At 68.8% G+C, this 24,930-nt stretch carries 21 protein-coding genes; 12 read left to right on the top strand and 9 right to left on the bottom strand.

What is annotated here, in order from left to right:
- On the bottom strand, positions 1-3,083 hold a 3,083-nt coding region (locus tag ACI78Z_RS22140; RefSeq protein WP_457038689.1), incomplete at its 3' end, for a DEAD/DEAH box helicase.
- Positions 3,084-3,407: 324 nt separating this feature from the next.
- On the opposite strand from ACI78Z_RS22140, the gene ACI78Z_RS22145 reads away from it, so the two are divergent.
- On the top strand, positions 3,408-3,791 hold the full coding sequence (locus tag ACI78Z_RS22145; RefSeq protein WP_457038690.1) for a hypothetical protein: 384 nt from the start codon (positions 3,408-3,410) through the stop codon (positions 3,789-3,791).
- On the opposite strand, the gene ACI78Z_RS22150 is transcribed toward ACI78Z_RS22145, so the two are convergent.
- Positions 3,769-7,452 (bottom strand): ATP-dependent DNA helicase, encoded by a 3,684-nt coding sequence (locus tag ACI78Z_RS22150; RefSeq protein ID WP_457038691.1) that lies wholly within the window; start codon positions 7,450-7,452, stop codon positions 3,769-3,771. The genes ACI78Z_RS22145 and ACI78Z_RS22150 overlap by 23 nt on opposite strands.
- 506 nt (positions 7,453-7,958) lie before the next feature.
- On the opposite strand from ACI78Z_RS22150, the gene ACI78Z_RS22155 reads away from it, so the two are divergent.
- Both ACI78Z_RS22155 and ACI78Z_RS22160 read left to right on the top strand, forming a co-directional pair.
- Positions 7,959-8,795 (top strand): hypothetical protein, encoded by an 837-nt coding sequence (locus ACI78Z_RS22155; RefSeq protein WP_457038692.1) that lies wholly within the window; start codon positions 7,959-7,961, stop codon positions 8,793-8,795.
- Between the two features lie 79 nt (positions 8,796-8,874).
- Positions 8,875-9,435 carry a hypothetical protein gene (locus tag ACI78Z_RS22160; protein WP_457038693.1) on the top strand — a complete coding sequence of 187 codons (561 nt, stop codon included), beginning with the start codon at positions 8,875-8,877 and terminating at the stop codon, positions 9,433-9,435.
- A 340-nt stretch (positions 9,436-9,775) separates the two neighbouring features.
- Here ACI78Z_RS22160 and ACI78Z_RS22165 read toward each other — a convergent pair whose 3' ends face one another.
- Positions 9,776-10,261, bottom strand: coding sequence for a hypothetical protein (locus ACI78Z_RS22165; RefSeq protein WP_457038694.1), 486 nt, complete (start codon positions 10,259-10,261; stop codon positions 9,776-9,778).
- 1,440 nt (positions 10,262-11,701) lie between these two features.
- Here ACI78Z_RS22165 and ACI78Z_RS22170 point away from each other — a divergent pair.
- The 3 genes from ACI78Z_RS22170 to ACI78Z_RS22180 all read left to right on the top strand — a co-directional run bounded on the left by ACI78Z_RS22170 (position 11,702) and on the right by ACI78Z_RS22180 (position 13,478).
- The gene (locus tag ACI78Z_RS22170; RefSeq protein WP_457038695.1) at positions 11,702-11,953 is read left to right on the top strand and encodes a hypothetical protein; all 252 of its coding nucleotides are present in this window, start codon (positions 11,702-11,704) and stop codon (positions 11,951-11,953) included.
- 329 nt (positions 11,954-12,282) lie between these two features.
- Complete coding sequence (locus ACI78Z_RS22175) at positions 12,283-12,999, top strand: endonuclease/exonuclease/phosphatase family protein (RefSeq protein WP_457038696.1); 717 nt, start codon at positions 12,283-12,285, stop codon at positions 12,997-12,999.
- Positions 13,000-13,157: 158 nt separating this feature from the next.
- A complete protein-coding gene (locus tag ACI78Z_RS22180; protein WP_457038697.1) occupies positions 13,158-13,478 on the top strand; it encodes a hypothetical protein in 321 nt (106 codons plus the stop codon).
- A 243-nt stretch (positions 13,479-13,721) separates the two neighbouring features.
- On the opposite strand, the gene ACI78Z_RS22185 is transcribed toward ACI78Z_RS22180, so the two are convergent.
- The gene (locus tag ACI78Z_RS22185) at positions 13,722-14,339 is read right to left on the bottom strand and encodes a hypothetical protein (RefSeq protein WP_457038698.1); all 618 of its coding nucleotides are present in this window, start codon (positions 14,337-14,339) and stop codon (positions 13,722-13,724) included.
- A gap of 154 nt (positions 14,340-14,493) precedes the next feature.
- Positions 14,494-14,973 carry a hypothetical protein gene (locus ACI78Z_RS22190; protein WP_457038699.1) on the bottom strand — a complete coding sequence of 160 codons (480 nt, stop codon included), beginning with the start codon at positions 14,971-14,973 and terminating at the stop codon, positions 14,494-14,496.
- 173 nt (positions 14,974-15,146) lie between these two features.
- Between ACI78Z_RS22190 and ACI78Z_RS22195 the strand changes: the two genes are divergently transcribed.
- Positions 15,147-16,082: a tyrosine-type recombinase/integrase gene (locus tag ACI78Z_RS22195; RefSeq protein WP_457038700.1), complete on the top strand. Its 936-nt coding sequence runs from the start codon at positions 15,147-15,149 to the stop codon at positions 16,080-16,082.
- Positions 16,083-16,443: 361 nt separating this feature from the next.
- Here ACI78Z_RS22195 and ACI78Z_RS22200 read toward each other — a convergent pair whose 3' ends face one another.
- A complete protein-coding gene (locus ACI78Z_RS22200; RefSeq protein WP_457038701.1) occupies positions 16,444-16,635 on the bottom strand; it encodes a hypothetical protein in 192 nt (63 codons plus the stop codon).
- A gap of 85 nt (positions 16,636-16,720) precedes the next feature.
- On the opposite strand from ACI78Z_RS22200, the gene ACI78Z_RS22205 reads away from it, so the two are divergent.
- The 3 genes from ACI78Z_RS22205 to ACI78Z_RS22215 all read left to right on the top strand — a co-directional run bounded on the left by ACI78Z_RS22205 (position 16,721) and on the right by ACI78Z_RS22215 (position 19,078).
- On the top strand, positions 16,721-17,002 hold the full coding sequence (locus ACI78Z_RS22205) for a helix-turn-helix domain-containing protein (protein WP_457038702.1): 282 nt from the start codon (positions 16,721-16,723) through the stop codon (positions 17,000-17,002).
- 341 nt (positions 17,003-17,343) lie between these two features.
- On the top strand, positions 17,344-17,928 hold the full coding sequence (locus tag ACI78Z_RS22210) for a hypothetical protein (RefSeq protein ID WP_457038703.1): 585 nt from the start codon (positions 17,344-17,346) through the stop codon (positions 17,926-17,928).
- A 4-nt stretch (positions 17,929-17,932) separates the two neighbouring features.
- Positions 17,933-19,078 carry a site-specific integrase gene (locus ACI78Z_RS22215; protein ID WP_457038704.1) on the top strand — a complete coding sequence of 382 codons (1,146 nt, stop codon included), beginning with the start codon at positions 17,933-17,935 and terminating at the stop codon, positions 19,076-19,078.
- 363 nt (positions 19,079-19,441) lie between these two features.
- Here ACI78Z_RS22215 and ACI78Z_RS22220 read toward each other — a convergent pair whose 3' ends face one another.
- On the bottom strand, positions 19,442-20,500 hold the full coding sequence (locus tag ACI78Z_RS22220) for a lysophospholipid acyltransferase family protein (protein ID WP_457038705.1): 1,059 nt from the start codon (positions 20,498-20,500) through the stop codon (positions 19,442-19,444).
- Positions 20,501-21,370: a patatin-like phospholipase family protein gene (locus ACI78Z_RS22225; protein ID WP_457038706.1), complete on the bottom strand. Its 870-nt coding sequence runs from the start codon at positions 21,368-21,370 to the stop codon at positions 20,501-20,503.
- Positions 21,371-21,576: 206 nt separating this feature from the next.
- Between ACI78Z_RS22225 and ACI78Z_RS22230 the strand changes: the two genes are divergently transcribed.
- Together ACI78Z_RS22230 and ACI78Z_RS22235 are read left to right on the top strand one after the other, a co-directional pair.
- The gene (locus ACI78Z_RS22230; protein ID WP_457038707.1) at positions 21,577-23,055 is read left to right on the top strand and encodes an amidase; all 1,479 of its coding nucleotides are present in this window, start codon (positions 21,577-21,579) and stop codon (positions 23,053-23,055) included.
- Between the two features lie 35 nt (positions 23,056-23,090).
- Positions 23,091-23,288 (top strand): penicillin acylase family protein, encoded by a 198-nt coding sequence (locus ACI78Z_RS22235; protein WP_457038709.1) that lies wholly within the window; start codon positions 23,091-23,093, stop codon positions 23,286-23,288.
- 749 nt (positions 23,289-24,037) lie between these two features.
- Here the strand turns inward: ACI78Z_RS22235 and ACI78Z_RS22240 are convergent.
- A complete protein-coding gene (locus ACI78Z_RS22240) occupies positions 24,038-24,277 on the bottom strand; it encodes a VOC family protein (RefSeq protein WP_457038708.1) in 240 nt (79 codons plus the stop codon).
- Between the last annotated feature and the right edge of the window lie 653 nt (positions 24,278-24,930).

A 24,930-nucleotide genomic window follows, 5' to 3' on the forward strand; every position in this document is an offset into this window, starting at 1 on the left:
ACCATGCGCTGATCCATGCGTGACTGGAGGTCAGCGACGAGGTCGCTGAGCCCCTGAGGCATGTCCCGGGGACCTTCGTGCCAGTCACCGCTCGCCAGCCGGGAGAGCAGGAGGTCGACGTATTCGTCCGCTGCAGGCTTCCCGTCCCAGGTCACTGCGGTGCCCCAGATCTCCTGCCCTGGGCGCACGGAACCCCAGCGCGCCACACCGAGGAACACGACGAGTCGGCCGGGCTCAAGGGCACCGCCGTTAGAGAGGCTCACCGAGGCGAAGCGAGCTTGGCGCTGCTCAGGTACGTGTGTGGCGGCCAGGATCAGCGGATGCCGGGCCGAGAGCAGATCGACGGAACGCGAAGTGCGGGCGGCCTCATGGTCGAGGGACAGGTGCAGCTCGGTTTCGTCGAGCAACGCTGCATAGTAAGGATCGATTTCGCTCAGACGCAGGCGGCCGGCGGCGACGACGGCTTGAAGCCGGTCCGCCATCTCTCGGTTTCCGCGCAGCCTTAACGTGCGCCCGTCCGCAGACACCACTGGCAGCGGAGCTGCCGACATGCGCGCCCAGTCCTCGAGCAACCGAACCAGCTCAGCGCTGCCCACATACCGACCGGTGGACACGATGTCTTGCTCAAGACCCGCCACGTCGGCGGCCGACGCGGCGAGCAGGAAAGGCGATGCGGACGCCAGGTCCTCAAGGCCGCTGCGCTGGGCCTCGATCGCCGCCAGGGTGGCTGCGACCTTCCTCTCGCGCTCTTCCCCGCTGAGACCGAAGTCGAAGACTGCGTCTCGAAGATCCGAAAGGTGCTCGGTGATGATGGGCTCGAGCGCCCCGATGCTTCCCTCGAAGACGCCGATCCGATCGAGCAGACGCTGCTTGATCTGCTCGTCCAAAGCGGCGGGGCACCACATGTTCAGGATGATGATCTTGTCTTCAGCCTGGCCGATGCGGTCGATGCGGCCGATCCGCTGCTCGACCTCCATAGGGTTCCAAGGAAGGTCGTAGTTCACGACGACGGAGCAGAATTCGAAATCGAGACCCTCGCTCGCGACTCGATTGGCCAGCACCACGTCGTAAGCGCCGGCGCGGAAGTCGGCGATAATCTCGTGCCGCTTGTCCTTCGGGACGCCGCCATGCAGCACTGCCACGCGGCAGCGGCCCTTCAGCCGTCGGGCAAGGTACTGCAGTGTCGGCCGGGAGAAGGTGAACACCAAGGCGCGGCGGCCTGAGGCGAGCACCTCCAGCAGCTTGGGCTCGAACTCGGCGTACTTCGTGTCGATCTCACCCATGGCCTCGGCAGCGGCCAGCAAATCTGGGTGCGGACGCAGGGCCGGCACGGCAGAAGCGGAAGATGACGAGGAGTCGCCGTCGTCGTCGAAGGCGGCGTCAGCCCGATCCCAGGCGAGCACTTGCTGGCGTGCGGCCGGCAGGCAGGCGCTGGCCAGCCTCAGCGGCATCTGCATCGCGAAGCCGACGGGCACACCGGCGTGGTCGGCTCGAGCTCGGCACCAGTCCACGTACGCGGAGTAGAACCGTTCCTCGGGTGAGGTCCACTTAACGCGGGTGTCCACTGCCTCGCGGACGGCCTTCTTCTCGTCCACCTCGACTCGGCGGGTCCGGGTGAGGACCGAGGACAGTACGTTCAGATCCCCGATGTAGCGGCGCGCTTCGACGACCTGGCGCGGTGTGAGCCGCTCGGCCGACACCAGGTCCTTGAGCAGCGCGTACTCCGGCCGACGCGCGAGCGGCTGGCCGAAGGTGAGTCTGCGCAACTCGTCGAGCGTCTGGCGACGCTCGTGACCGCCGGTCATTGCGTCGGCTAGTTGTGCGCTCAGCCGGTTGAGGACCGTGTTGGGCTCAAGCTGCGAGATCAGCTCGTCCCCTTCCCCGAACTCGCCGGGAGTCAGGAGTTCGAGAAGGTTGAACAGATCCTGGTTGCGCAGGTTGATGGGAGTCGCCGTCAGCAGCACGAGGGCTTCGGCCCACTCGCTCAGCAGGCTTCCGGTAGCGAAGGAGCGGGTCTCGCTATTCCGCATCACGTGCGCCTCGTCGACGATGGCGAGATTGAGCGGACCAGCCACGCCGACGAGATCGCCGATGGCGTCCCAGGTCCTCAGTCGCTCCATGCTGATGACGTGCGCGAACCGTCGCGGAAGCCGGTTCTCGCGAAGCCGTTCCTCGAACTCCGCTAGGTACGAGCCTGCGAGCTCCGTCATGTAGAAGCCGAAGCGCTCCTCCATCTCGTTGCGCCACTTCCCAACCAGGGAGGCAGGGCAGATGACGAGCACGCGGTCGGCAGCCCCACGGGCCTCCAGTTCAGTCCAGATGAGGCCGGCCTCGATCGTCTTGCCCAGCCCTACCTCATCGGCGATGAGAATGCGGGACTTGCCGGATTCCAGCATCCGGATGACCGGCCGGAACTGGTAGGGGCGGAACAGGGTGCGCGTGGCCCTGAACGAGAAGACGGTGTCGGTAAAGGAGCCTGAGAGCTTCTCGCGCGTCAAGGTGGCGCTGAGGCTCCCTGCGGAGTCGCGCGGCCCCTGCGTCCACGCCACGGGGTCGTCCCCCACCTCCAAGGGGCCGAGCATGTCCTCTGCGTAGGTCGTCGTCTGGCCGTCGGCACGAATTTCGTAGAGCCACTTGCCACCACTGAATCGCCGCCGGCGAACCGGAAAGTCGCGGCCTGAGCTCTTGACCACGACGTCGTCATGCACGCGATACCGAGGAACGGGGATGTCTATGGCCTCAGCCCAAAGCGAGTCCATCCACCCCTCTGCCCAGGAGAGAGGGTGATCCTCGGTGAGCTCTTGCGCCCCGACGACGTCGCTGCCAGCAGGTGCGGTGCCGTCCGCGACGACCATGACCTTTAGCGCGGACGGACCGGCGAACCAGTACAAGCCAGCGGGGAGACCCACCATCTGATCGGTCACCTGTCGCATGGCGCCCACGCGTTCACGGACATCTGGCACCGATCGTCCGACCATGAGGACCTCGGCTGGGGGCACAAGATCCACGAGGGCGGTCAGATCGGCCGAATCGGGGTGGTATCCGTACGTGTCGGCTAGCTGGTCAGCGCCGTATCCGAACACTCGATCTCCCCGTGAGGCCGCGGACAGGACCATCCCGTACCGACTCGGCACCTGCATGGAAGCACCATCGAGAGTCCGACGGCGACACTCGGTCGTGTGAGTCGGGGCCAGTGGTAGGCATGGGAGACTTGTGCCTCATGTGCCCCGTCGCTGTCGGACAGCCGTGCGACATAGGCACCGAGAAGCTGTTGCATGGCCGACCTGTTCCCGCCTGCCTCCTTTAGGTCACCACGGAGCGCGTACTCGCACGCATGTCGCTAGCCGCTGCCATTCTCCATTCGCAGGCCAGCATGGTGGCTGGCAGTCGTGGAGGGACGTCGGGCAGTGGGTCTGGGCATCAATAAGGACCTCGAGCCGCTTGTGCGCGCCGTACGGCGCCGTGGCGGCACGGTCGTGGTGACCGGTAGCAATCACGTGCGCTGGACCCTTGGCGACTGGACCTACAGGACGGGCCTCACCATGAGCGACACCAGCGCCCAGACCTGCAGGCGAGAGATCCAGCGCCACCTCGCCTCCCTCGATGCACCGCAGGCAGAGCACGTCGTCATCGGCCCAACCGTGCGTGGCAAGTTCGAAGTTCACAGCGCCGATGGTCCGGTCCGCAACAACAATGGCTATCCGCGGACCTACGGGAGCCGGGACGCTGCTCGGCGCGCGGCCCGAGAACTGGATCGCACCTGTGAGGTCACGTCAGACGTCTTGCCGTGATCTTCCTCGGGCGCCCCGCAGAAGTCCCGGCGCGCGGTGCTCCGAGCACGCGTTCGGCCAGTGCCCGCCAGGCGGGCTTGTCGACCCCCTTGCGATCGTCCGTCCACACGAGCCAGCCAGCCGGACCACCATTGCTCTCGGCGGGCAGGATGCCCTGGTCGGCATACCACCGCTTCTTGCGCTCCCACCCAGCGGCGTATTGGGGGTCCTCCAGCATGCCCAAGTGCTCCCAGTAGACGGTGCGACCGTCGGCGGTGCTGATGGTGAAGTCAGGGAGCCGCGAGACGCCGTCCTGGCCGGTCAGTGGCTGCTCGTATGCCCATGCTCCCGGGGCGACGTTGTCCAGGATGTCGGCGATGATCACTTCGTTCTTGCTCCGCACGAGGATGCCGCCGTCCGTCACGTGAACCAGCCCGGCGTCTAGGGTTCCAGCGGCCGTTCCAGCTGCCGTCGTGACGTTGGCAGGTCTCGGCGGCACCGTGAGGTCGGTCAGCCTGCGGCCGGTGTCCGAGCCCGACGCCCGGGTGAGTTCCAGCAGGTCCTCCAGCGGCCCCTCATGGCAGACGATCACCTTCCTGGTCTGCCGGGTGAGCGCCGTGTAGAGCAGTTCCCGGGACAGCCGCCGCACGCCGGCGGGAAGCATGAGGACGACAACCCCGAACTCGGAGCCCTGCGACTTGTGGACGGTCAGCGCCCAGGCGAGCTCGACAGGGGCGTCATCATCGCCGCCGCGCGCCGCTCGGTAGCGGCGCCCGGGTTGCGAGGAGTACTCGATCTGCGTTTCCCACGGTGGTCCCTTCATCGACTTGCTCTTGAGCTGGCCGATGACCACGCCGATCTCGCCGTTCGCAATGTATCCGCGCCTCTTGCCGTCCTCGCGACTCCAATACGAGAGCGGGCGGTTCTCGAGGTTGACGACCTTGTCGCCTAGAACGATGCGCTCCCCCCCGAGAGGCTTCGGCACTGTGCGTGAGTAGTGCGGGAGCAGCGCCCAGTTGAGCTCCTGCTGCCGGTACTTGTTCTTCAGGTGGCGGTTCAGATGAACCGTTCCGTACGAGCGACCTCGGAATGGCGAGAGCGCCTGCCACTTCTCGCAGTCCGTGGCCGCCGGGAAGTAGTTGATGTAGGTGCCGAGCTCTGCGCCGTAGGAGGCGGCGAAGGAGCGCCCGGAATCGTCGTCGCTGACCCCCAACTCCTCCGCCAGCACAGCATCGAGGACCTGTGCCGGGGTTCGTCCGTTCCAGGCGACCGCGCGCAGTGTCTCCATCCGCTCACAGCGTCGTAGCCGCTCCCACACCTCGTCGAAGCCCTCGGGGATCTCGTCGCCGGAAAACCAGCGCGCCAGCATCAGGTCATCTCGGAGACGGCCCTTCTGTCGCCGCAGCACAGTGAGGGCGGCCCAACCAGGCGCGACCTGGGGCCAGCCGCCATCGTGCCTTTCACGGCCCGCGCGCTCCAGGTCCACGAACGGCCGCCCGGCGCCGATCGGCGGGAGCTGGCGAGGGTCGCCGACGAGGATGAACCGGTCAGGTGGAACAAGCGCGTCGCACAAAGCGGCGAGCATGTCCTCTGTCAGCATCGACGCCTCATCGACCACGACAAGCCCAAACCGCTGCCGTGATGCGGCATCGCCGGTGACGCGGTAGCGTCCGACGTCGCCGTCGTAGCGGCCGGAGTGGGCAAGAAACTGCGCGATCGTAGACGCCTCGCGCTGTGTCTTGTGGGAGAGCTGCACGCGGGCCTTGCCGGTTGGTGCGAGGAGAAGGACACCCCCCGCTGCTACCTCTGGCCGGGCAGCGAGGGCTCGGATCAAGGTGGTTTTGCCGGTCCCTGCAGGCCCGTTCAGGGTGCTGAATCGAGCGGCCCAGAGCTCGCGGAGCGCCGCCTGCTTCTCAGTCCGGGCCCGCTTTTCCGCCTCAAGGTCCTCCGGGTCGGGCTTCTCCGGACTTTCATTTCCTAGGGAATCCAGGACCTCGAGCAGAGCATCCTCCAGATCAGCGGGTACGGGGTGCCGCGGCTTGGCTGCGAGCATCGCCACGAACTCGCGAATGACACGGGCGCGCGTAGCCGAGGGCCGCAGCTTGTAGGCGTAGCCACCGCCGGCCAGTGGGGTGCGGGCCAGGATCGGCCAGTTGGCGTCCGGGTCATCGTCCAGGTCCTCGGGGGTGAGGTCGAGTCCCGAAAGAACCAACTGCGTCACCGGGAGGCTGCGCGAGTACGTGCGCGCGGTGAGCCGCTCCAGGATGAGACTCAGAGGCAGCAAGGTGTGGCCCTCGTCGGCGGCAGTGGCGAGCTCGTCGGCGAGCACGGCTTCGACTCGACGGACATCGACGGCATCGGTGGGGGGATCAGGAACCGGAAGCGGGTGAAGGGCCGACGGGCCAGTGCCTGGGTAGCAACCCCGGTCGACGACGTCGAACCGGATCGGTTCGTCATCGTCGATGGTGCATGTCACCAGGTGATAAGGGTTCTCCAGGAGGTCCTCTGCGCTCATGGGGATGGACGTGTTCTCGGCGAGCACGTTGGCAACCTGGACTGCTGTGAGATCGAAGCGCGCAAGGACGCGAAGCGCGCTTTTCGTCTCGGCGGAGAGCTTGGACCAGATGCGCTGCCGACTCCTGGTGGCCAGCTCGGCGACTTGCTGGGGAATCTGGAGATCTCCGCCCAACGCCCGCTCGAGTACCGGCCACGGATCGTCACCGACATCGACGGCGCCCATGATTGCGCGGGCATCGAAAGTCGGGTACTCGAAGCCGATCTGAGCAAGCACAGCAGGCAGGCCGGGCGTGACACCGCGCCGGTCCCAGGCCAGGCCGAGCTGCGTATCGAGCCATGTCAACGAGTGGGCCGGGACCTGCAAGCCCAGTTTGCCGGCGCCTGCCGCGGCCCTCTGCAGTGCCAGTAGGGCGGCCACCGCCGCGTCTGCCGGTACGTGTTCGGTTACGTAGGAGAACTCCCGGTTGGTCTCGGGGGCGACAGCGAGAGCCTCCGACACGTCGACGCCGGTTGCCGCCAGGTCGGCGAGCTCCTGCATCGGCAACAACAATCCGCCGGAGCCGTCGGGGCGCAGGGTGTGCCGAACTACGGTTTCCCACATGTGATTGGGGAACTTTGTGGGCGAGTTGGTCGGCCAGCGGCCCGGCAGGGTCACACCTTCCACGAGCGCCGCGCCCACGAGCAGCCGGCCGGCGTCCTCGAACGGTGAGTGTTTCAGGTAAAAGAAGATCAGCGACTGCTGTTCGGTGACGTCTCCAAAAAAGGTCTCGATTAACGCTTGCTGGTTGTCCCCGTGCAGAACCCACGTTTGACTATCCGGCTTGAAACCGATCAAGCGCAGGGCTTCATCCTCGAGTTCCGGCTGGTAGCCGGGGATGGGCTGCTCCCCCATCAGCTGCTCGACATGCTCGCGCGCCAGCCAGTAATAGGGCACCGCGTGCACCGACCAAGCCGGCGCCATGAGAGTGGCCTCGGTGAGACCCTTCAGCGCCGAGGTCCAGGCATACGGATGCCTGCGGCGGAGGGCGATGTCGAACGGGCTCAAGAAGGACGCACGCTCGCCGACGCACGGTGGCGGGCCGCTGCGTAGGTTCGGCATCGGCTCACCCGCGTCAGCGATCTCTGCTGCGTCATCGCGGCGGAGCCCGATGTTCTCTAGCAGCACGCAAGCTGTGTTGTCCTGGGGCGAGCGGCAGACATGGCCGTTCCATCCCGAGTCATGCCACGGGACCCGGACAGACAGATGCTGGATGTGGCGGCCCAACGTCACTCTCCCCCTCGTGAGGAGCGGCCTACAGCCGCCCAACGCTGGCGTCGGGTGAGGCTACCGCCGAGTCGGCTTGCCCCTCCTAGCAGTCGCCTAGCCCAGTTACCACGATCCCTTGGGCGGTCCAGGCTGTCGCCACTGGGGCGTTCGGTCCCACAACCCATGTCCGTACGTGTTGCCTTGTTGCCTCCACGGTGCCAAGAGAGCGACTACGCAACCTCGCGGTACAGGCGCATGTCGGTGCCGTCATGAGCGGGAGAAGCACCCGTTCGTACTAGAGAGATCACAGCATCCAGCGCCGCTGGGACTGCTGCGAGGGGGTGGGCGGCGCGGACGTCCCGGCTGTCCGTGGGTTCGGAGGCCGAAGTCGTTCAGTCACGACGATGTCTGCCGATGCCAGGTGTATGAGCGACAAGTATCTGGACGGTGTGGCTGCGCCGGCGGACTCGTCCGTCTGGTCTTTCAGCCCGCTGCGGGAAGCCCTGCCCGAGGGGCTGCCCCCGGGCGGACTGACGTGCCTGGTGCTGCCGGCGCACGAAGGAATCCGCACAGGTGCTTGGTCGTCGTTGGTCGGCCAGGCGGTGCTGGAGACGGTCGACCATTGTCGACCGGTCGTTTACGTGTTCGCCAACCGTCAGTACGGGTGGGGGCCGACAGACGGGTGGAATCCGCTCGGACCGCACTACCGGGAGGTCTTGGACTGGACCGCCGAGCAGGCTTGCTGCGAGGCGGGCCGGACAGCGATGTGGGGCGACGTCTCGGAGCGTCCATCCACGTTGACAGTCCTCTGCGAAGCACTTGAGGAGCACGAGGACATGTACGGGCCAGCCTTGGTCGTGGTGGACGGGGCTCGAATGGCGCGTCCCTACAACCAGTGGCGCGTAGTCCCCACCGACGATGACTTCCTTACCCTCCCTGCCGTCGATGAGTCGATCGCTCGGTCGACTGCTCGGCGCCGGGCGAAGGACTTGTTGTCCTTTGCAGTCGCACGCCGAGACGCGCCAACTGTGGTGGTGTGGCATCGCAACCGCGACAACCACGATTTCGGCTTGGCCGCGCTGCGGGCTTCAAGCCTGGTGGTGATCGAGGCTGAGCCGTCGTCGTATGGACGCCCCGTCTCGGTCGCTGTGACCGCCAGGAGGGACGTCGAAGGCGAGTTCGCCCATCAAGTTCGGCGAGTGCTTCCCCGCCTCGAGTGGGGGTTCGATCTAAGCGACCTGGAGCCGGATCAAGAGGAGTGATACACCTCGGAGGTTGCGCCGATCCGCCCGTGAATGATTAGGCCAGAGCCCATCGTCCCGATAGCATCAAGGAGCATTCGTGAACTTCTACGACGAGGCGCGCCGTCTGGGTCTGAACTTCAGCGCCGACGGTGCTCGAGTCACCCTATACCCAGCCTGCCTCCCCGCACTGTTTGATCACCCAGCAAACTGCCAGTTCGAGATCACCCTGAGCACCACCGACTTATGGCAGATCCGCGGCCTACTGGTGAGCCGAGTCGGAGAACTGCATGTCCCCGCGCAGGCACGCTTCGAAACCAGCGGAGAGGTCGAGCAACGAGGGACGCGACTCATTGTCGAGTCCTCTCCGTGGCTTCCTCTGAAGGTGTTGGCGACTTATTGGTGGACCGATGAGGACGGAAGCGAGTCGCAATTGCGAGTGCATGCGCTCCTGAATCTACACCCCGCCAACGTTCTGTATTTCTGGCACATGGACTCGATGTGGTCGGCCGGAGTGAGGCCGCTACACCGCCTGCCGCTGCATGTTGCGGCCGGATTGAATGCTCGGGAAGCCATCGAACTCGAGTCCAGTGGTCGGACCGCTGAAGACATCGAAGGGGCGCTTATGACGCTGGCAGCCCTCCGCAGCAACGCGGCCTAGCGGTACTGCAGTCGGGAGTGCGTCCTGCGCTGACCGACTCCCCGCATCCCTTCCTTTCCCGGGGCAGGTCGCGCAGTCCCAGGAGCAGTGCAGCACCTTGACGCGGCGTTTCTTCCCTGCCGCGGTCGGAGCGAGGAAAGGAGCGCTACGTTTCGCCGTTCCTCGGCAGGACCGACCTACAAGCCCCGCTCAACGACGTTGAAATTGCAGTCGCGACTGCGAGAGGATTTGACAGCGGGGCACCGCGCGGGCGGCGGAGCCACCGAGACCTCGGCAGGACTGCTATGCGGTGACTTCCTCGGGGCCTCGTACGAGGGTGGCCCGCTAATCCACGAGGCCGTCAGGGCGACATCCGCGCCGACGTCCCACGGCGGCGCCGGCGCGGCTTAGGGTCCGGGGCTGGAAAAGCCAACACCGCGACGGCGCGAGCGCGGAGGCGTTGGGCGACGCGCCGTGGGTGGCTCGCCAGCACGGTAAGGGGCCCATGATCGGCGATGACCGCGAGGTCGGCGTCACAGGAGACCACGACGAACTCGCACGGTCCCCGCTGAGCCGCTGCCGCGGCCACGGCGGCCAGCACCTCATCGGCGGCATCGGGTTGGTCAGAGGCCTCCAGGACACGGAAGCCCTCGGCCGCGAGCACTTCCGCGCCTTGCTGGATCCGGTCCGGCCGCGCACTGACGTAGGCCAGGTCGAACGGCCCTCCGACCTTGCGAAGGCGCCGCAGATAGGCGGTCAGGAGGCTGATGCGCGGACCGCAGTTGTCGAGGTCTAGCAGGAGGATCCGGCTCGGCCTGCGGTCGGGCGGAACGATCGGCGGATCCACGGCGGCAGCATCCCGTCGAACACCGACATGTTCGGATGCGACGCCTGCAAGGCGGTGCTTGCCGGATGTGGCCTCATCGTCCCGCTACGGCCGCCGCTTATCACCTCAGGTCAGTGCTGCCCCTCCTGCAGGGATGGGCCTTTCTCGGTAGAAGTGCTTCTCGGTAGAAGTGGTCGGGTTCCGGGGACACCCCGTGTCCCACAGCAAGGGTGTTGCGGGTCGATGAGTCAGCACGACCGGTCACCCGGCTCTCTCTCGTGTCCGTGGCCTCCGCTGCACAACCCTCGGCGCATGAACGGGTCCGATGATCGGGCCGCCGATGAGGGCGTGCCAGGCGAGCGGGCACCTTGGGAACAGCGGCGCCGTCACGCCGAACAGGCCTCCGAGCGCTCTCGCCAGAACATCCGGCGACTGAGGAACTGAGGCTGGGCGCCGAGGCGGTGGCCGCAACCGCGTGCGAGATTGCCGCCACGCACGTCACCCTGGCCGGACGGGCGCTGTGGGAGGCCGGTCTCGAGGATGCGCGGGGGCTGTTGTGCGAGGCCGGGGCGGCGCTGCGGGCCGGCGAGCACGAGCACCTCCGGGCGGCGCGCTGGCCGGTGGACACCACACCCGATCCCACGGGCGTGGCACGTGTCGAGCAGTGGCGGATCACGGCCGGCCACGCGCGGGATGATGCGGCCCGGCGTCGGAAGCAGGCGGACCGCCGGCGGGACCAGGCTGACCCGCGCCGCGAGCAAGGTGCTGAGCAGCGCGACGAGGTGGCCGCCGAGCGCCGGCCAAACAAGGCGCGGCGAATGGACCGGGCCGCCCCGGCCGGTCTGCGCGATTCTCCAACTGTCCCAGTTGACGGCCCTAGAGACACGGCGAGCACAGGCGCCGCCCCCGCGGCGGCGGCCCGGACTACCGCACCTCGACCGCGGTGGCATGACGATCGGCGGGGCCGACGGCCGAAGACGGCGCAGCTTCTGGGGACGGCTGGCAGTTCGGCTCCCTCCATGGGAGATGAACTCAGCTGAAGATCAGCCATACCGTCGCCGACAACTGGGGTGAGTCCGTTCCCACTGTGGGGACGTCGTCTGCACGAAGGCGGCTACGTTGATCTGGTGGATCCTTGGAGTGCTTGTCGTTTGGCTTCTCCTTCGAGCGGCGATGAGAAGCGGCCGGCAGTCGGTCACACCGGTGCCAACGCTCGACCCCTACGACGGCTCAGCAAGACACCCTGGACTCACGCTCCCCCTAGCCACGCTAACCCTGGCGGTCACCGCTCGACACCCAAGCGAGCGGATTTGGGCGCGCTTTCCTGCACGGATACTTGACGAGACCGGACGGCCGGTTCAACTGGGCGAACTTGGAATCGGCTCAAGCCGTGTTCACTGGACGGCCTATGACGCATCTGGCGCTGGTATCTCTGGAGGCTTCGCCCTCGAGTATGGACACGTGGTTGCCATCCGGTCGAGCGGCGGGCTGATTCACTTCTATGTGAATCAGAACTTGCTTGGCGAGGAGGGCCTGGGCACTCGCTTCAGCTTCAGCTTCGAAGCCGATACAACCGCCCTTCCGGCATTTCTGGGGCAATTCTGCCAGACACACGAAGCGGCGACTGGCGAATCGTTCCGCAATCCCGACGACATGGAGCTTGCACTTCTTCCAGTCCTGGACTGGTCCGAGCAGATCACCTTCAGGCGATAAGGGAACGAGTGCGCGCTGGTCTATCGCGTCGACCGAAACTGCCGAGCGGCCGCGCGGACTTCGTGCACCTTCGCGATCGTGGCCCTCGTGCCCGGCCTGTGACGATCAGCCACGCCGAACGCGACCACCGCGCCTATCGGCGGAACTCTTATGTGGGCTGCCATGGGCGACCGCCATGTCGCACGGATGGCGGAACGGAGCGACGACGCGCCGCATGCGTCCCAGTCCCCACCGCCGGTATCAGGCTGAGCGACCATGCCGGAACCAGCGGTTGCTGATGAATCGGAGTACCCGTGGAGAGTCAGTCCCTTCGCATCGGGACGTGGAACGTGGAGTACGCCGCCGGAGCGGAGAAGAACGCCGCCCGCCTCGGGAGGTTGCTCGCCGCCGACTGCGACATCCTCGTGTTGACGGAAACGCACGACGCGCTGGCCCTGCCAGCCCAATACGCCGCCGTCGCCAGCGACCAGCGGCCGACGGCCGCCGCAGGAGGACGATGGGTCACCATCTGGAGTCGGCTCCCGGTCCGACAGCTTGCAACGAAGGACCCCGTGCGCACCGTTGCCGCCGAGGTGGGCGGGTCGACCATCGTCTATGGCACGGTGCTGCCATGGCACACGGATCCGGGGCCGGCTCCGGACTCGGCCGCTCCGGCGCGGAACTGGTCGGAGTTCATGCGCGTCACGCCGCTGCAGGCGGCCGAGTGGCGGGCGCTGCGCGATGAATACCCGGACTCGGTCCTCATCATCGCCGGGGACCTCAATCAGTCACTCGCCGCGCAGCGCTATTACGGGACCGCGGCGACTCGGCAACTGTTACACGAGTGTCTGCACCAAGCGGATTTGACCTGTTTCACCGACGGCGCCCACTTCCCCCAGCAACTCCTGCAGCACCCTCCGATCGACCACGTCTGCGCCGCAGCCCCCATGGGGCACGTCCTGGAGGGCACGGACTGGTTCGGTTGGGAAGGCACACGCGAGGCAGCCAGTCGGCTTTCCGACCACTCAGGCGTGGCAGTGACGCTGCGGAGCACGCCTCGCGCGTGAGCGGCCGCTGAGGAAGAGTCCCGCAGGCGGCCTATCGGCTGCTCCATCCGCGGGTGGCGCGTCGGTCTGAGTGGACCGCTCAACGGGCACCGGGCCGCGTCGCGAAACGGTATGGGCGCGTCTCGTTCAGCCGGGCGCATGCGGGTAGGGGCCACGTCATGGCCTACACCGCTTATACCCGCGCTGGGACCTACTGGACTCTGCGGAAACGCGGCGCCTGGTACCTCGTTCTGCAGTTGCGTTCGGGGACCTATGAAGAAGTCGATCGGTACGGCTGGTACCGACGCGCGGGCGCTGCAGCCACAGCGGTTGGAGCGTTGACTTACCGGGCCGCCCTGACGGAGATCACCGAGCTGATTCGCGACGACCTACAGAGCCGCCTGGACGAGATGGGTCTCGGCGCAGTGCCCCAGCCAGATCGTCCGGCCTCCGACACTCCTGCGGAGGTCGCCACAGAGAACACTGAGGAGGCCGAGTAGGACGGCCGCGAGGCGAGTCATCAGTGAGACTCCGCACCCGCCCGACGGCGGATGATCGTCGAGGCGGGTGCTTCGGAGTCGCCAGACTGCGACGCTCTACTGGTCCGCGCCTGACGGTGCAGTCAGCGAGCCGGGCGCGGATCAAGCCTGCTGATCGGCCCCGGGCCTCCCCGCGTCTGCCGCTTAAGGACACCGGCAGCCGTGGGAGGCGCGCGTGAATGGGAGGACAGGCGTTTGACGAGGTCAGTAAGGGTCCGGCTGCCGTAGCGCAGCCAGGACACGCAGCCTGTCAGCATCGAAGGCGCCGGCCTCCTCGAGGGTCGTTACCTCGTCGGCGGTGTATCCGGCGGCTGCGTAGAGCCGGGCCCGTGTGGCTGGAACGCGGCAGAGGACAAGCGCCAGCGCTGGACAGGCCTCATCGAGAGGGAGACCCAGCGCGTACAGCGGGGTCGAGGCGAGAGCGTTCCGCAGGCGCGTCCAATCCAGGGTCGTCCAGCCCGCGAAGATGGCGTGCGCAAAGTCCAGTTCCCGGCGTACGACCAGCGCTCGCACGCTGGATTCGTGATCGAGCACCGTCGCGAGGCGAGCCGGCGCGGACTCGGGGACGGGCCGGCGCGGCGCAAGGAGGTCAAGTAACCAACCCGCGTTCGTCGCGTACTGGAAGCGGGCCAGGGACACGACGTCGTCCGGACCATCGGCAGGGCCGTGGGTGGTTGGGCCTGGTGTGCGGTGAGCTTCGAGCAGGGCCTCGGCCACGACTTGCATGGCCGCATCCGGGGACTCCGGTAGCGGGAGGCGCCGTGCCCCGCCGGCGATCCAGAGCGTTCCTGCTGAATCGGCGCCGATGGTCACCACCGACATGCACACCTGGCCGGGAGTGCTTGTGGCAACCGGTCCGGCGGAGCGACGACACCCGTCCCGCCGACAGACGGGCCCACAGCCTTCACCCGCCAGGTCCGACGACTCGGTGCTCCGGCGGGGACATCCTGCGCCCGGGGCTTGTGGGCAATCCGTGTCACTCCTCCGGCCAGGGGAACAGCGGGCCCAGCGGCGCCCCAAGGCCGGGAAGGTCCTCCTCGTCGTGGACGATGGCGTGCTGCTCATGCGTACCGGCGGCATGCGCCATCGCGGCCCAGACCCAGCCCAAGGGCGAGCGCCCTAGCCCGGTACAGAGATCACAAAGATCGAGTGGTTGTCCGCCACCGATACTGGCCGCCGCCGTGAGCAGTCGCCGTTCGGTGGCTCCGCCCCGTAGTCGCCCCTGAGCAGCGGTGAGATCGGCCATCACGTCCGCCCAGCGGATGCGAGCAGCCAGCGGCTCCTGCGGATCCGAGGCATCCGGGAAGACGTCGATCAGGCCGCTGGACTGCAACTGAGCCAGCCAGTGACCGGTGTTGACCAGCAGCAAGACGGCCGCCTCGGCCGCATGATCTCCGACCGCCCCTCGCAGCAACGCACCTTGCAGTTCAGGGGCGTCGAGTGGAACGGCGGTCACCTCGCGGCTCCTCGCGTCTTTAGAGCCCTCCGCCCGGGGAGAGCGGGCTCTCCCCGGCGGCTTGGGGCAGCGTACGTCGATGCCGTCCCGGGCTTCAGGTCCAGCCGCGACGACAGGATAGACCAGATTTGACCATTCCGCTACGCTGACAGCGTAGCGGAAAGGAGTAGGTGGTGTTAACGATCGGGGAACTAGTGCCGGAAGTGCTGGACGCGATCTCCGCGAAGAGCCGGCCGACCTATGCCACGGGCCTGCGCCTGCTCGCCGACACCCTGGGTGAGCGCCGGTTGGATGACGTCCGGCTCACCGACCTCGAGCGGCTTCGCAACGAGGTGCGACACGACGTCGGGGTGCGGAGGGTGGAGCGGGCCCGGGCCACCGGTCGGGCGCTGCGTGCCTATGACCCCGACGTCTACGGCAAGGGGGCGGCCGAGAACCTGGTTCGGGGGGTCCGCTTCTTCTTCACGTACGCCTGCGCGGCCGGACATCTCGCCTCCTCCCCCGCCGAGCACCTGCGTGCGCCCCGCCGTCCCAAGGGGCCGGAACGGCCCCTGACCCAGGCCGAGCTGACCGGCATCTGGCTGGCCGCGGTCGGCTCCGGCAAGGACCCGGAGCTGGACGAACTGCTGTTGACCTTCCTTCGACACACGGCGGCGCGCCGGGAGGGCTGCCTGAACCTGGCCATCGACCATCTGCACCACGACCGGCGGAGCGTGACCCTGACCGAGAAGAACGGCGAGACCCGCGAACTCCCGCTCGCACGGTGGCTGCTGCTCCGCCTGCGGGCGTTGGCCGAGTCCCGCGGCGCGGGTTGCCCCGGCTCCCCTGTGTTCCGCTATCGCTCCGGCAGCCCGCTGACGCGTCGGCACTTCAACGCCCTCTTCGATCGCATCGACCGGCATCTGGGCTGGACGGAGCCACTTGATGTCGGCGCGCACTGGATCCGGCACACCACGCTGGCCGACATCGCAGCCGTCTCCGACCTCCGCGTCGCCGCGGCCTTCGCCGGCCACGCCCCGAGCTCGCTCGGTGTGATCGGGCGCTACACCCAAGTGACCTTCGACGATCTCGTCGAGGCCTACGAGGCCGCGTTCGGCCCCCGTGAGTGAGCCCTCGGAGCCAGAGCCCGGTTGTCCGGTGGCGACCGCGGCGGCGACCTGGTCGGCGTGGCCGGAGGTGCTCGCCGATCCCGATCAGCGCGGTTCGCGAGGGGTGTGGACCCGGCGGGAGGACGTACTGGTTCCGCCCGACCTGGTGGTGGGGCGTCTTGTGCGGGCGGCCTGGGGTGAGGCGGTCTGGACGGCGACGGCGCGATGGGATCCCGAGGATCCTGACCTGCTGTGGCTCGAGCCGCTCACCTCGCCGGTGGACCCACCCGATCCTGCGAGGTGCCACGCTGCTGATCATTGGGCCGCTGACATCGCAGCGGAGGTTGCGCACCGCCTCGGCCACCACGAGTCCCCGGATGGTTCAGCTGCAGTCATCGCCGAACTCGTCCACCAGCGTCTCGCTGCCCTGCTGACCGACTTCGGGGCCACCGTCGCCGTCCTCGTCGAGCGGGTGCGCGCCGACCGCCACCTGGCTCGAGAGGTGCTGGATGAGTTGGGCTCGCTGCCGGCGCCAGTCGCGCGCCCGGCTCTTGACACGCCAGCCGTACGACAACTCCGCCGTCTGGCTCGGCGTCCTCAGCCACCTCGATAGGCCGAGCCTTGTCGGTCGCGGGTCAGCGGACGACTACGCTGCGCGCGTGCCCGACGAGGACGACTCCCGGCTCATCACCGGGCGAAGCGAACTGGGGGCCGAGCTTCGCCGTCACCGGCAGTACTACGACCTGCGGCTGAGCGACGTGGCGGAGCAGACCGGCCTCGCCGAGAGCTACATCTCGGAGATCGAGCGAGGGGCAAAACTGCCTTCCCTTCCCGCCCTGCTCAAGCTCGCTGACGCCTATGGCGTCCTCCTGGTGGAGTTCTTCGTCGACCGCTACCCCTGGGGCACGGACACGCCCCCGCGACCGCAGCCAGGCTCCTGAACACGGCGGACCCGCCCATGGAGGATCTCGGTCAGCGTGACAACGGTACGACCGATGCAGAGGTCTTGTCACGCTAAGCTATGTGAGCGCTACGCAGCGTTGACCTCGCCCCCTTGAATACCTATCCTGACTGGCACGTCCGGCACCCTCTGCGGACGCAGCAGGGTCAGCGCAGGCCCGTCCCGACGCCTCAGCATTCGCTCTGCGGTGCAGGAGGTCGGATCCATGACCGCCGCAACCTCAGCCGCCGGGGCTCCACCGCCCGGCCTGGCCCCTACCGATCGCCGGACTCCGGGGGCCACAGGTTCCCCGCGCCCGACCTCACCCGCGACTGAGCCACCATGGGCTTCAAGCGGAAGCCTGCGACGGCCCCGGTGACAGCGGCCGACCGCCGCAACGCGCCGCCGGAGGACCAACTGGTCGACCTGCTCAAGGAGCTAGCCGTCCTCCTCGAGCTGTTGGGCCTGCGGCGTCGCACCGCGTGCCCCGACATCGGCGTGCACGGACGCGTCGACTACTTCGCCGAAGTGGTGAACGACGATCGACCTCGGCTGCCGATCGATCCGGCTCCGAGTGCCTTGTTCATCGGCGCGATCGGCTCGGGGTGGTGTGAGTTCACCGATCGTCCGGACGCCGCCCACCTCGGCATGCCCCCGGTCCACATCGGCACGGGACGACGGTTTCGACTGCCCGACGGGGTCATCCGGCTGCGCTTCGGCGCCGATCCGCAGTACCCCGGGTCCGCGTTGGTGGTCGTGCGCCGCGCCACCGGCGACGACGGTCGAGCACCCTGGGTGCTGCTCGCCACCATCCCCCGGGTCCTCGCGCTCCTGCTGGCTCCACCCCAGCATCCGAACGTCTTCGCCGCGCGCGACTGGCCCCCCGTGCTGGCCACCGGCGACGCGTCTGCCCAGGAAGGCCGTTGACGCCGTGAACGAACAGCAAGTCCTGCTGCAGATGATTCGCAGCCTCCGCCTGACCGGCGCCGCGGTTCACCTCCTCGCCGACATGGTCGACGGTGACGCCCCGCTGCTCATGGAGCTGATCGAACGGATCGAGGCCAGGACCGGCGTGCCAGTGGCCGACAAGTATCCGCAGGGCCGGATGCGGATCCTGCAGGGACGTCTCCCGGGCGACACCCTCGTGGACTTGACCCCCTTCGGGTCCCTGCCCTACACCGCCCTCGAGCCCGTCGCATTTCAGGCCAACCTCAACCGGCTGATCGAGGGCGTGCGCGCGCAGGAACTAGCGAAGGCCGTCGAGCGCGGACGGCCCCTGGTCGGCGCCTCCTCCCTCCGCGGCATCCTCGCCGGGGAGCAGTACGCGACCGCAGGCCATGTCATGGAACGGGCCTTGCTGAACGCCGAGTACGTCCTCCGTCTGCGGCTGGACATGGTCCAGGCACCCCCGCGTCCCCCGGCCGGCCGGGACAAGGCGTTCAGCCCATCGGAGCTCATCGACTTCCTGACCGCGATGCTGCTGCGCAGCCGCGACGTGCCGCTCTACGCCCTGATGTGGGCGTCTTTCCGGGTGACCGCCTGCCGCTGGGCAGAGCTTCGCGACCTCGACCGCGTCGACGCGAAACTGGACCGGCCCTCGGTCACGGTCGGCGGCAAGGGCGGCCGACTCCGCGAGATGCCCGTGCACCGCCCGCTGCTGCAGGCCATCCTGGCCCTCGCGGACAGCCGACCTGCGGCCGCCTGCGTCGGTGACCCACTGTTCCGCACCCGCCGCGGCGCCCGGGTCCACAAACACGTCGTCGAAGATTGGTCCCACTCGTTGCACGAGCAGTGTCTGTGGGCCCAGGGCCACAACATGCGCGTGCACGCCCTGCGGCACACCACCGCCCGGCTCGCCGACCGCGCCGACGGTCCCGCCGCCGCCGGTCGCCTGCTCGGCCACAGCACCAATCACATCTTCGGCGTGACCGGGGTCTACCTCGACGACCGCACGGAGGATCCGTTCATCGCCCGCGCCGCCACCGTCGAGCGCATGTTCGGCCCGCTCGATGCCTGGCCGCAGCTGCCCGAGAACGAGGTGCTAGCCCAACTGGCCGGGCTCGGCCCCGGCGCCTGATCGTCGCTCGAGAACCCGCCGCTCCGGAAGGAAACCGACCATGGGGTCAGCCACCCACACGTCCACCCGACCGACGGGCCCCACGCCCCACGAACCGGGGATGCCGCCCCAGGGACGGGGCCCGAGTCCCCCCTCGGACACAGTCTCACCCCGGTGTTCCTGCGGGTCAGCGGCCGGGGTGTCTTGCTGGAGAGGCCTCTGGGGGCCTCGTTACACCCGCGTGATACTTCGCGCGCCGGATCAGCCGTCGAGCAGCGCGGTGTCGCGGTCAGCAGCCTGGGTGCCTGTGCTGGGGTGACCCGGCCGACGACGCCAGCTCACTACGACTGCTCACTCCTGGGCGCGCTGTTCGGGTCGGAACCCCTAGGTCACGCCGGTCCCACGTACGTCCTGCGCCCGCTGGGCTGCCGCGGTGGTGGTGATCCAGCCGTCGATCGCCTCCCACCACTGGTACAGCCAGTCGATCAGCTGCGTCTCGCCCCGCGGCACCTCGGCGGCTGGGATGAACCACCAACGCAGGTGCAGGGTCTTGTCCATGGGCAGGCTCCGCCACAGGTCGCGCAACGAGCTCAGGTGTTCCAGCCCGGTGTGCGCGACGAACACGACATCGGCGTGCGGGGCCGCGTGCAGCGCCGCGACGACCCCGCCCGGGCGCGGCGGCAGCAGGTTCCGCATCGCCTCGGCCCGGCGTACCGCGGCCAGCAGCCCCCGGTCGCGCAGTCGCTGGATGGCCCGGGTCCGCCGCCGCAGGGTGAAGTTCGCCCCCTCGGGGAAGATCAGCAGCGCGTCCTCCTCACCCAGGTCGCGGGCCAGGTCCGCGATCGCCTCCTCGGAGCCGTACCCCGCCGCCGCATCGGCCGGGACGAAGTGGTTGGGCAGCCGGTTGAGGTAGACGTCGATCAGCGGGTCCAGCTGCAGCACGTCCTTGAGCACGATCCGCGGCTGGCGCAGGTGGTCGCGATTCATCAGCGTGTGCACGAGCAGGAACGAGTCGCCGGGGCCGGCGTGCCGGGAGAGCACGACCATGGCGTTGGTCGAGCCGGGCACCCCGTCGTCCAGCGGCGACCAGGACGTGCCGTCGGTGACCAGCCGTAGCGCGAACAGCCGCTGTGCCACGCGCATCAGCGTGTCGAGCAGCAGGCGCAGCACCGTGTAGTGCGCCGTCCGGGCCCGCGGTGTGTGCAACCGGCGGCCGAAGCCGCCGAGCACCCACAGAACCGCCGCGACCGCGAGCCCGGCCACCTCCAGCGCGAGGTAGACCAGCACGAAGGCCAGCAGCCGCAGGGCGCGGAGCCGGCCGGGCAGGAAGATCGAGGCGACCACCGCCACGACCACGAGCGCGGGCAGCAGGACGACCACGGCCACCAGCGCGGCGACGAGGAGCGGACCGGTGACCCGGCGGATGCGGCGTGGCGGCAGCACTCAGGCCCCCCCGACCCGGGACGCGCCGATCCGGTCCAGGTGGGTACGGGCCGCGCGGTACGCCTGGTCGATCCGGGCCTGCACCCGAGAGAAGTCGCGGTAGCGCAGGTTGGCGGCCCCGGACGGGGCCGGGTCGCCCGAGGGCAGCACGTGCACCGTGAGGCCGGGTGGCAGGGCGGCCAGGTCTGCGGCGAACCGGTGCCGCCGCGCGATCTCGAAAGCGACCTGCGCGACTTCCCACGGCGCGGTCGGTGGGCTCAGCGGACGGTCGATCCGCCCGACGTGCAGCACGAAGATCCTGTCGGCGCCGAGCGCGACCGCCCGGCCGACCGGGATGCTGTGCACCAGCCCGCCGTCGAGGTAGTGCTCCCCGTCGAGCTCCACGGGCGGCAGCAACCCGGGCACCGCGCACGAGGCGAGCACCGCCTCGACCAGTGCACCCTCGGTGAACCAGTGCTCGGCGGCCCGCTCGATGCTGGCCGCGACGCACTGGAACGGCACGCGCAGCTCGGCGAAGGTCTGCACCGGCAGGTGGGCCACGAGCAGATCGCGCAGCGGCTCCCGCGGGTGCAGGTGCGTGCGGGTCCGCAGCAACGTGCGCGCCCGGCCCAGCACGGACCCGGCGAAGATCCCCTGGGAGGCCAGCTGCTCCCACACGCCGCGCAATCGGTCCACGGTGGCCGGCGCGGGGTCGGCGGCGACGAGCGCGCCGTTGATCGCGCCCACCGACGTGCCCACGACCATGTTGGGCCGTACGTCGTGCTCGAACAGAGCCTGCAGCATCCCGACCTCGGCCGCGCCGAGCACTCCCCCGCCCCCGAGGACGAAGGCCGTGCCGCCCCGCCCGGCAGGCACCCGAGGCGATGCCATGGCCGCATCGTGCCACCCACGGCCGGACGGGAGCAGCTCGACGTCGCGCTCCCGGACCCACCACGCGGTCCCGCGACGCACGGGCCGTTCCCGACCCGACCGAGGGCGCCGGCCTCGTCGCCCGGCGCCCGGACCTTGTCGCGGCGGGCGGGGCTCGGCAGACTCCGGCCCCTCGACGTGCCCAGAGGACGAAGGGGCGGACGACGATGTCCGACGACCTGGCCTACGCCACCGCCACCGAGCTGGCTGCCCGCATCCGACGCCGTGACCTCTCCCCCGTCGAGGTCGTCGACGCCGTCATCGCCCGCATCGAGGCGCGGAACCCCAGCCTGAACGCACTCGTCTTCACCGCGTTCCACGAGGCTCGTGAGCAGGCGCGGAGGGCCGAGCGCGCGGTGACGTCGGGCGAGGCGCTCGGCCCGCTGCACGGGGTCCCGACCGCGATCAAGGACCTGTTCGACTTCAAGCCCGGATGGCCGGCGACGTTCGGCGGGATACGCGCGCTGAGGGACTTCAGCGTCCCCGCCTACTGCACGTACGCGGAGAGGATGGAAGCCGCGGGCGCCGTCCTCGTCGGCAAGACCAACAGCCCCGTCATGGGCTTCCGCGGCACGTGCGACAACTACCTGTTCGGCCCGTCCCGCAACCCCTTCGACACCGCCAAGAACACCGGCGGCTCCTCCGGCGGCAGCGCGGCCGCCGTCGCGGACGGGTTGCTGCCCCTGGCCGAGGGCACCGACGGCGGTGGCTCCATCCGCATCCCTGCCTTCTGGTGCGGGCTGTACGGCTACAAGGCCTCCTTCGGCCGCGTGCCCTACACGGCGCGGCCCAACGCCTTCGGCTCGCTCAACCCGTTCCTGTTCGAAGGCGCGCTGACCCGCACCGTGGACGACGCCGCCCTCGCCCTCGATGTGCTCGCCGGCTACGACGACCGGGACCCCTTCGCCCTCGACGACCCCGCCTCCTTCGCAGGAGCCACGCGCCGGTCGATCAGCGGCTGGCGGATCGCCTACAGCCCCAACCTGGGCGTCTACCCGGTCGACCGTCGGGTCGCCGCCGTCGTGGAACGAGCGGTGCGCGCGTTCGAGGAGGCGGGGGCCGTCATCGAGCAGGTCGACCTCACGTTCGACCACGACCAGCGCGAGCTCAGCGACCTGTGGTGCCGTCTGATCATGCCGCTCAACATCGAGGGCCTCGAGGGGCTGAAGGCGCAGGGCATCGACCTGCTCGGCGAACACCGGGACGACTTCCCCCCGGAGTACCTGCGCTGGATCGACGAGGGCCACCGGCTGAGTGCGCAGGACGTGCTCCGCGACCAGCGGATGCGCACCTCCGTCTACGACCGGATCCAGCAGGTGCTGCGCTCCCACGACCTGTTGGTCACCCCGACCCTCGCGGCCCTGCCCGTGGACAACGCCGAGAACGGCAACACGGTCGGCCCGAGGACCATCGAGGGCGTCGACGTCGACCCGCTCATCGGCTGGTGTCTCACCTACGTCGTCAACTTCTCCGGTCATCCGGCCGCCTCGGTCCCCGCGGGGGACGTCGACGGGCTGCCAGTCGGCATGCAGCTGATCGGCCGCCGCTACGGGGACGCCGACGTGCTCGCCGTGAGCGCGACACTCGAACGTCTCCGTCCCTGGCACGACGCCTACGCGCGCTGCGCCGACCGCCCGCTCGTGTGATCCGCCGCGCCGCATCGCCTGGTGACGGCCCGGCCGTGTGGCGCGGCTCTCTGGTCATGAACAGCCCAGGGCAGTCGGGCGACCCCGACAGCCCGCACTACTCCGATCTATTCGATGCCTGGAGCCGTGGGCAGGCGTTCCCGCTCTGCTACAGCCGTGCGCGTGTCGAGGCAGTGACCGAGCGGCGTATCCGTTTGCGCCCGCTCGTTGAGCCCGGAGAGCCGCAGAGCTGAGCCCCAGCGGTTCGGCTCGCGGACGATGACCGCTGCACCCATGCGTCCCCGGGCGCAGCGGCTGGTGCCCGTGTTCATGTCGAGGTCCTGAGGCCTGTGCGGATGGAGCAAGTCCCCCCTCGGACACAATCTCACCCCGGTGTTCCTGCAGTTCAGGAGCTCGGGGTGTCTAGCTGCAGGAGCCTCTGAGACCCGCGTGACACTCCGCGCCTCGAGTCAGCCCTTGAGCAGCGAGCGACGCGGTCTGCCACCTCGCGGCCCACGCCGGCGTGCACATGCTGGTAGACGGTGAGCCTGATGGTGACGCTGTGGTGACCCAGGCGCTCCGAGACGACCTCCACCGGCACGCCGTCAGCTCAGGCCGCGGGAGTGAAACGCTGACACCGTCGTCGAGAGGAACGCGGAACAGCGAGCCGACATCGACGAGGACGGCGCAGGCAGCGAGAGCTCGACGATGCCGAGCTCGGCGGAGAGGCCGGGACGTCGCCTCCTCCGGTCGGCCGAGCCCGGATCGCCGTCGGGCCGCCTTCGTCCTGCCGGAGGACCTGCCGGGCCTGCCCGTGGGGGCGTGGCGACGGGGCGTCCTCGTCGCGCCGACCATGGCGCCACCGGGCTCGGGGCCGGGGGTGTGGCAGATGACCGCCGCCGAGTGGGACGGCGTCGGCCCGTTGACCGCTCCCACGCGTTGCTGCCGGCTCGAGCGGCCCGTCGAGGCCGCGGTCGCAGAGGTGGCGGCCTCGCCGTGCTGTTCAGCTCTCGAGCACCGACATGATGTTGCCGCCCGGATCGGTGAACCAGGCGATCGCCGGACCCTGCGGGCCGCGGGCGATGCCCTTGTCGTCCTGGTCGAAGCCCTCGTAGCGCTCGAACCGGACGCCGCGGGAGACCAGTTCATCCACGGCCGCCTCCACGTCCGGCACCGGGAAGTTCAGCACCGTGAAGGTGGCCGGTGTGTGCTGGACGTGGCCGGTGTGTGATGGACTTGGCATAGACCAGCACGTCGGTCCCGCCACCCAGGTGCAGGGTGAGAAGTTGGCCCGTCTCGGGGTTCGCCTCGACCCGCAGCCCGAGGGTCTCCTCGTAGAAGCGGCGGGCGACGTCGAGACCGGGGACGGCGAACCCGCTGAAGGCGGGACTGTCGGTGAGCACGGTGGTCCCCCCCTCAATCGGTCCTCAATCCATCGGACCGTCCCCAAGCGCCGCAGTCATCGGTCGACCGCCACCTACGCGGGTGTGGCTCGATCACAGAGCCGCACGCTGTTCGAGCCGGCAGTGCGGGTTCGACTCCCGCCACCCCGCTCCAGGTGCAACCGCAGCTCGGACGGCCCGGATGGTCCTGCAGAGGAGTACTGCAGGACCATCCGGAGGGCACCGCTGTAGACCCGTGTGTTCCGCCGTACGGGTCATGGAGGTCGCGCCGGGCAGGGCGACACGGCGAGGTGGGGCGGCAGTCTTCCTCTCGATCGCCCCGATGGCGGTGATGGTGCCGGCCGCCCTGAGGTCTGCCGGTCAGGCTCGACTGACGATCGTGGTGACCGGCAGACCGAAGCGTCGCTCGACCTGGTGCGGGACATCCGAACCGAGCCAGCGTGAGACCCGCTTGGGCAGGGTCGCCACGATGACCTCGTCGAAGTCGTGGTCG

The organism is Geodermatophilus sp. SYSU D01176 (assembly GCF_054050015.1).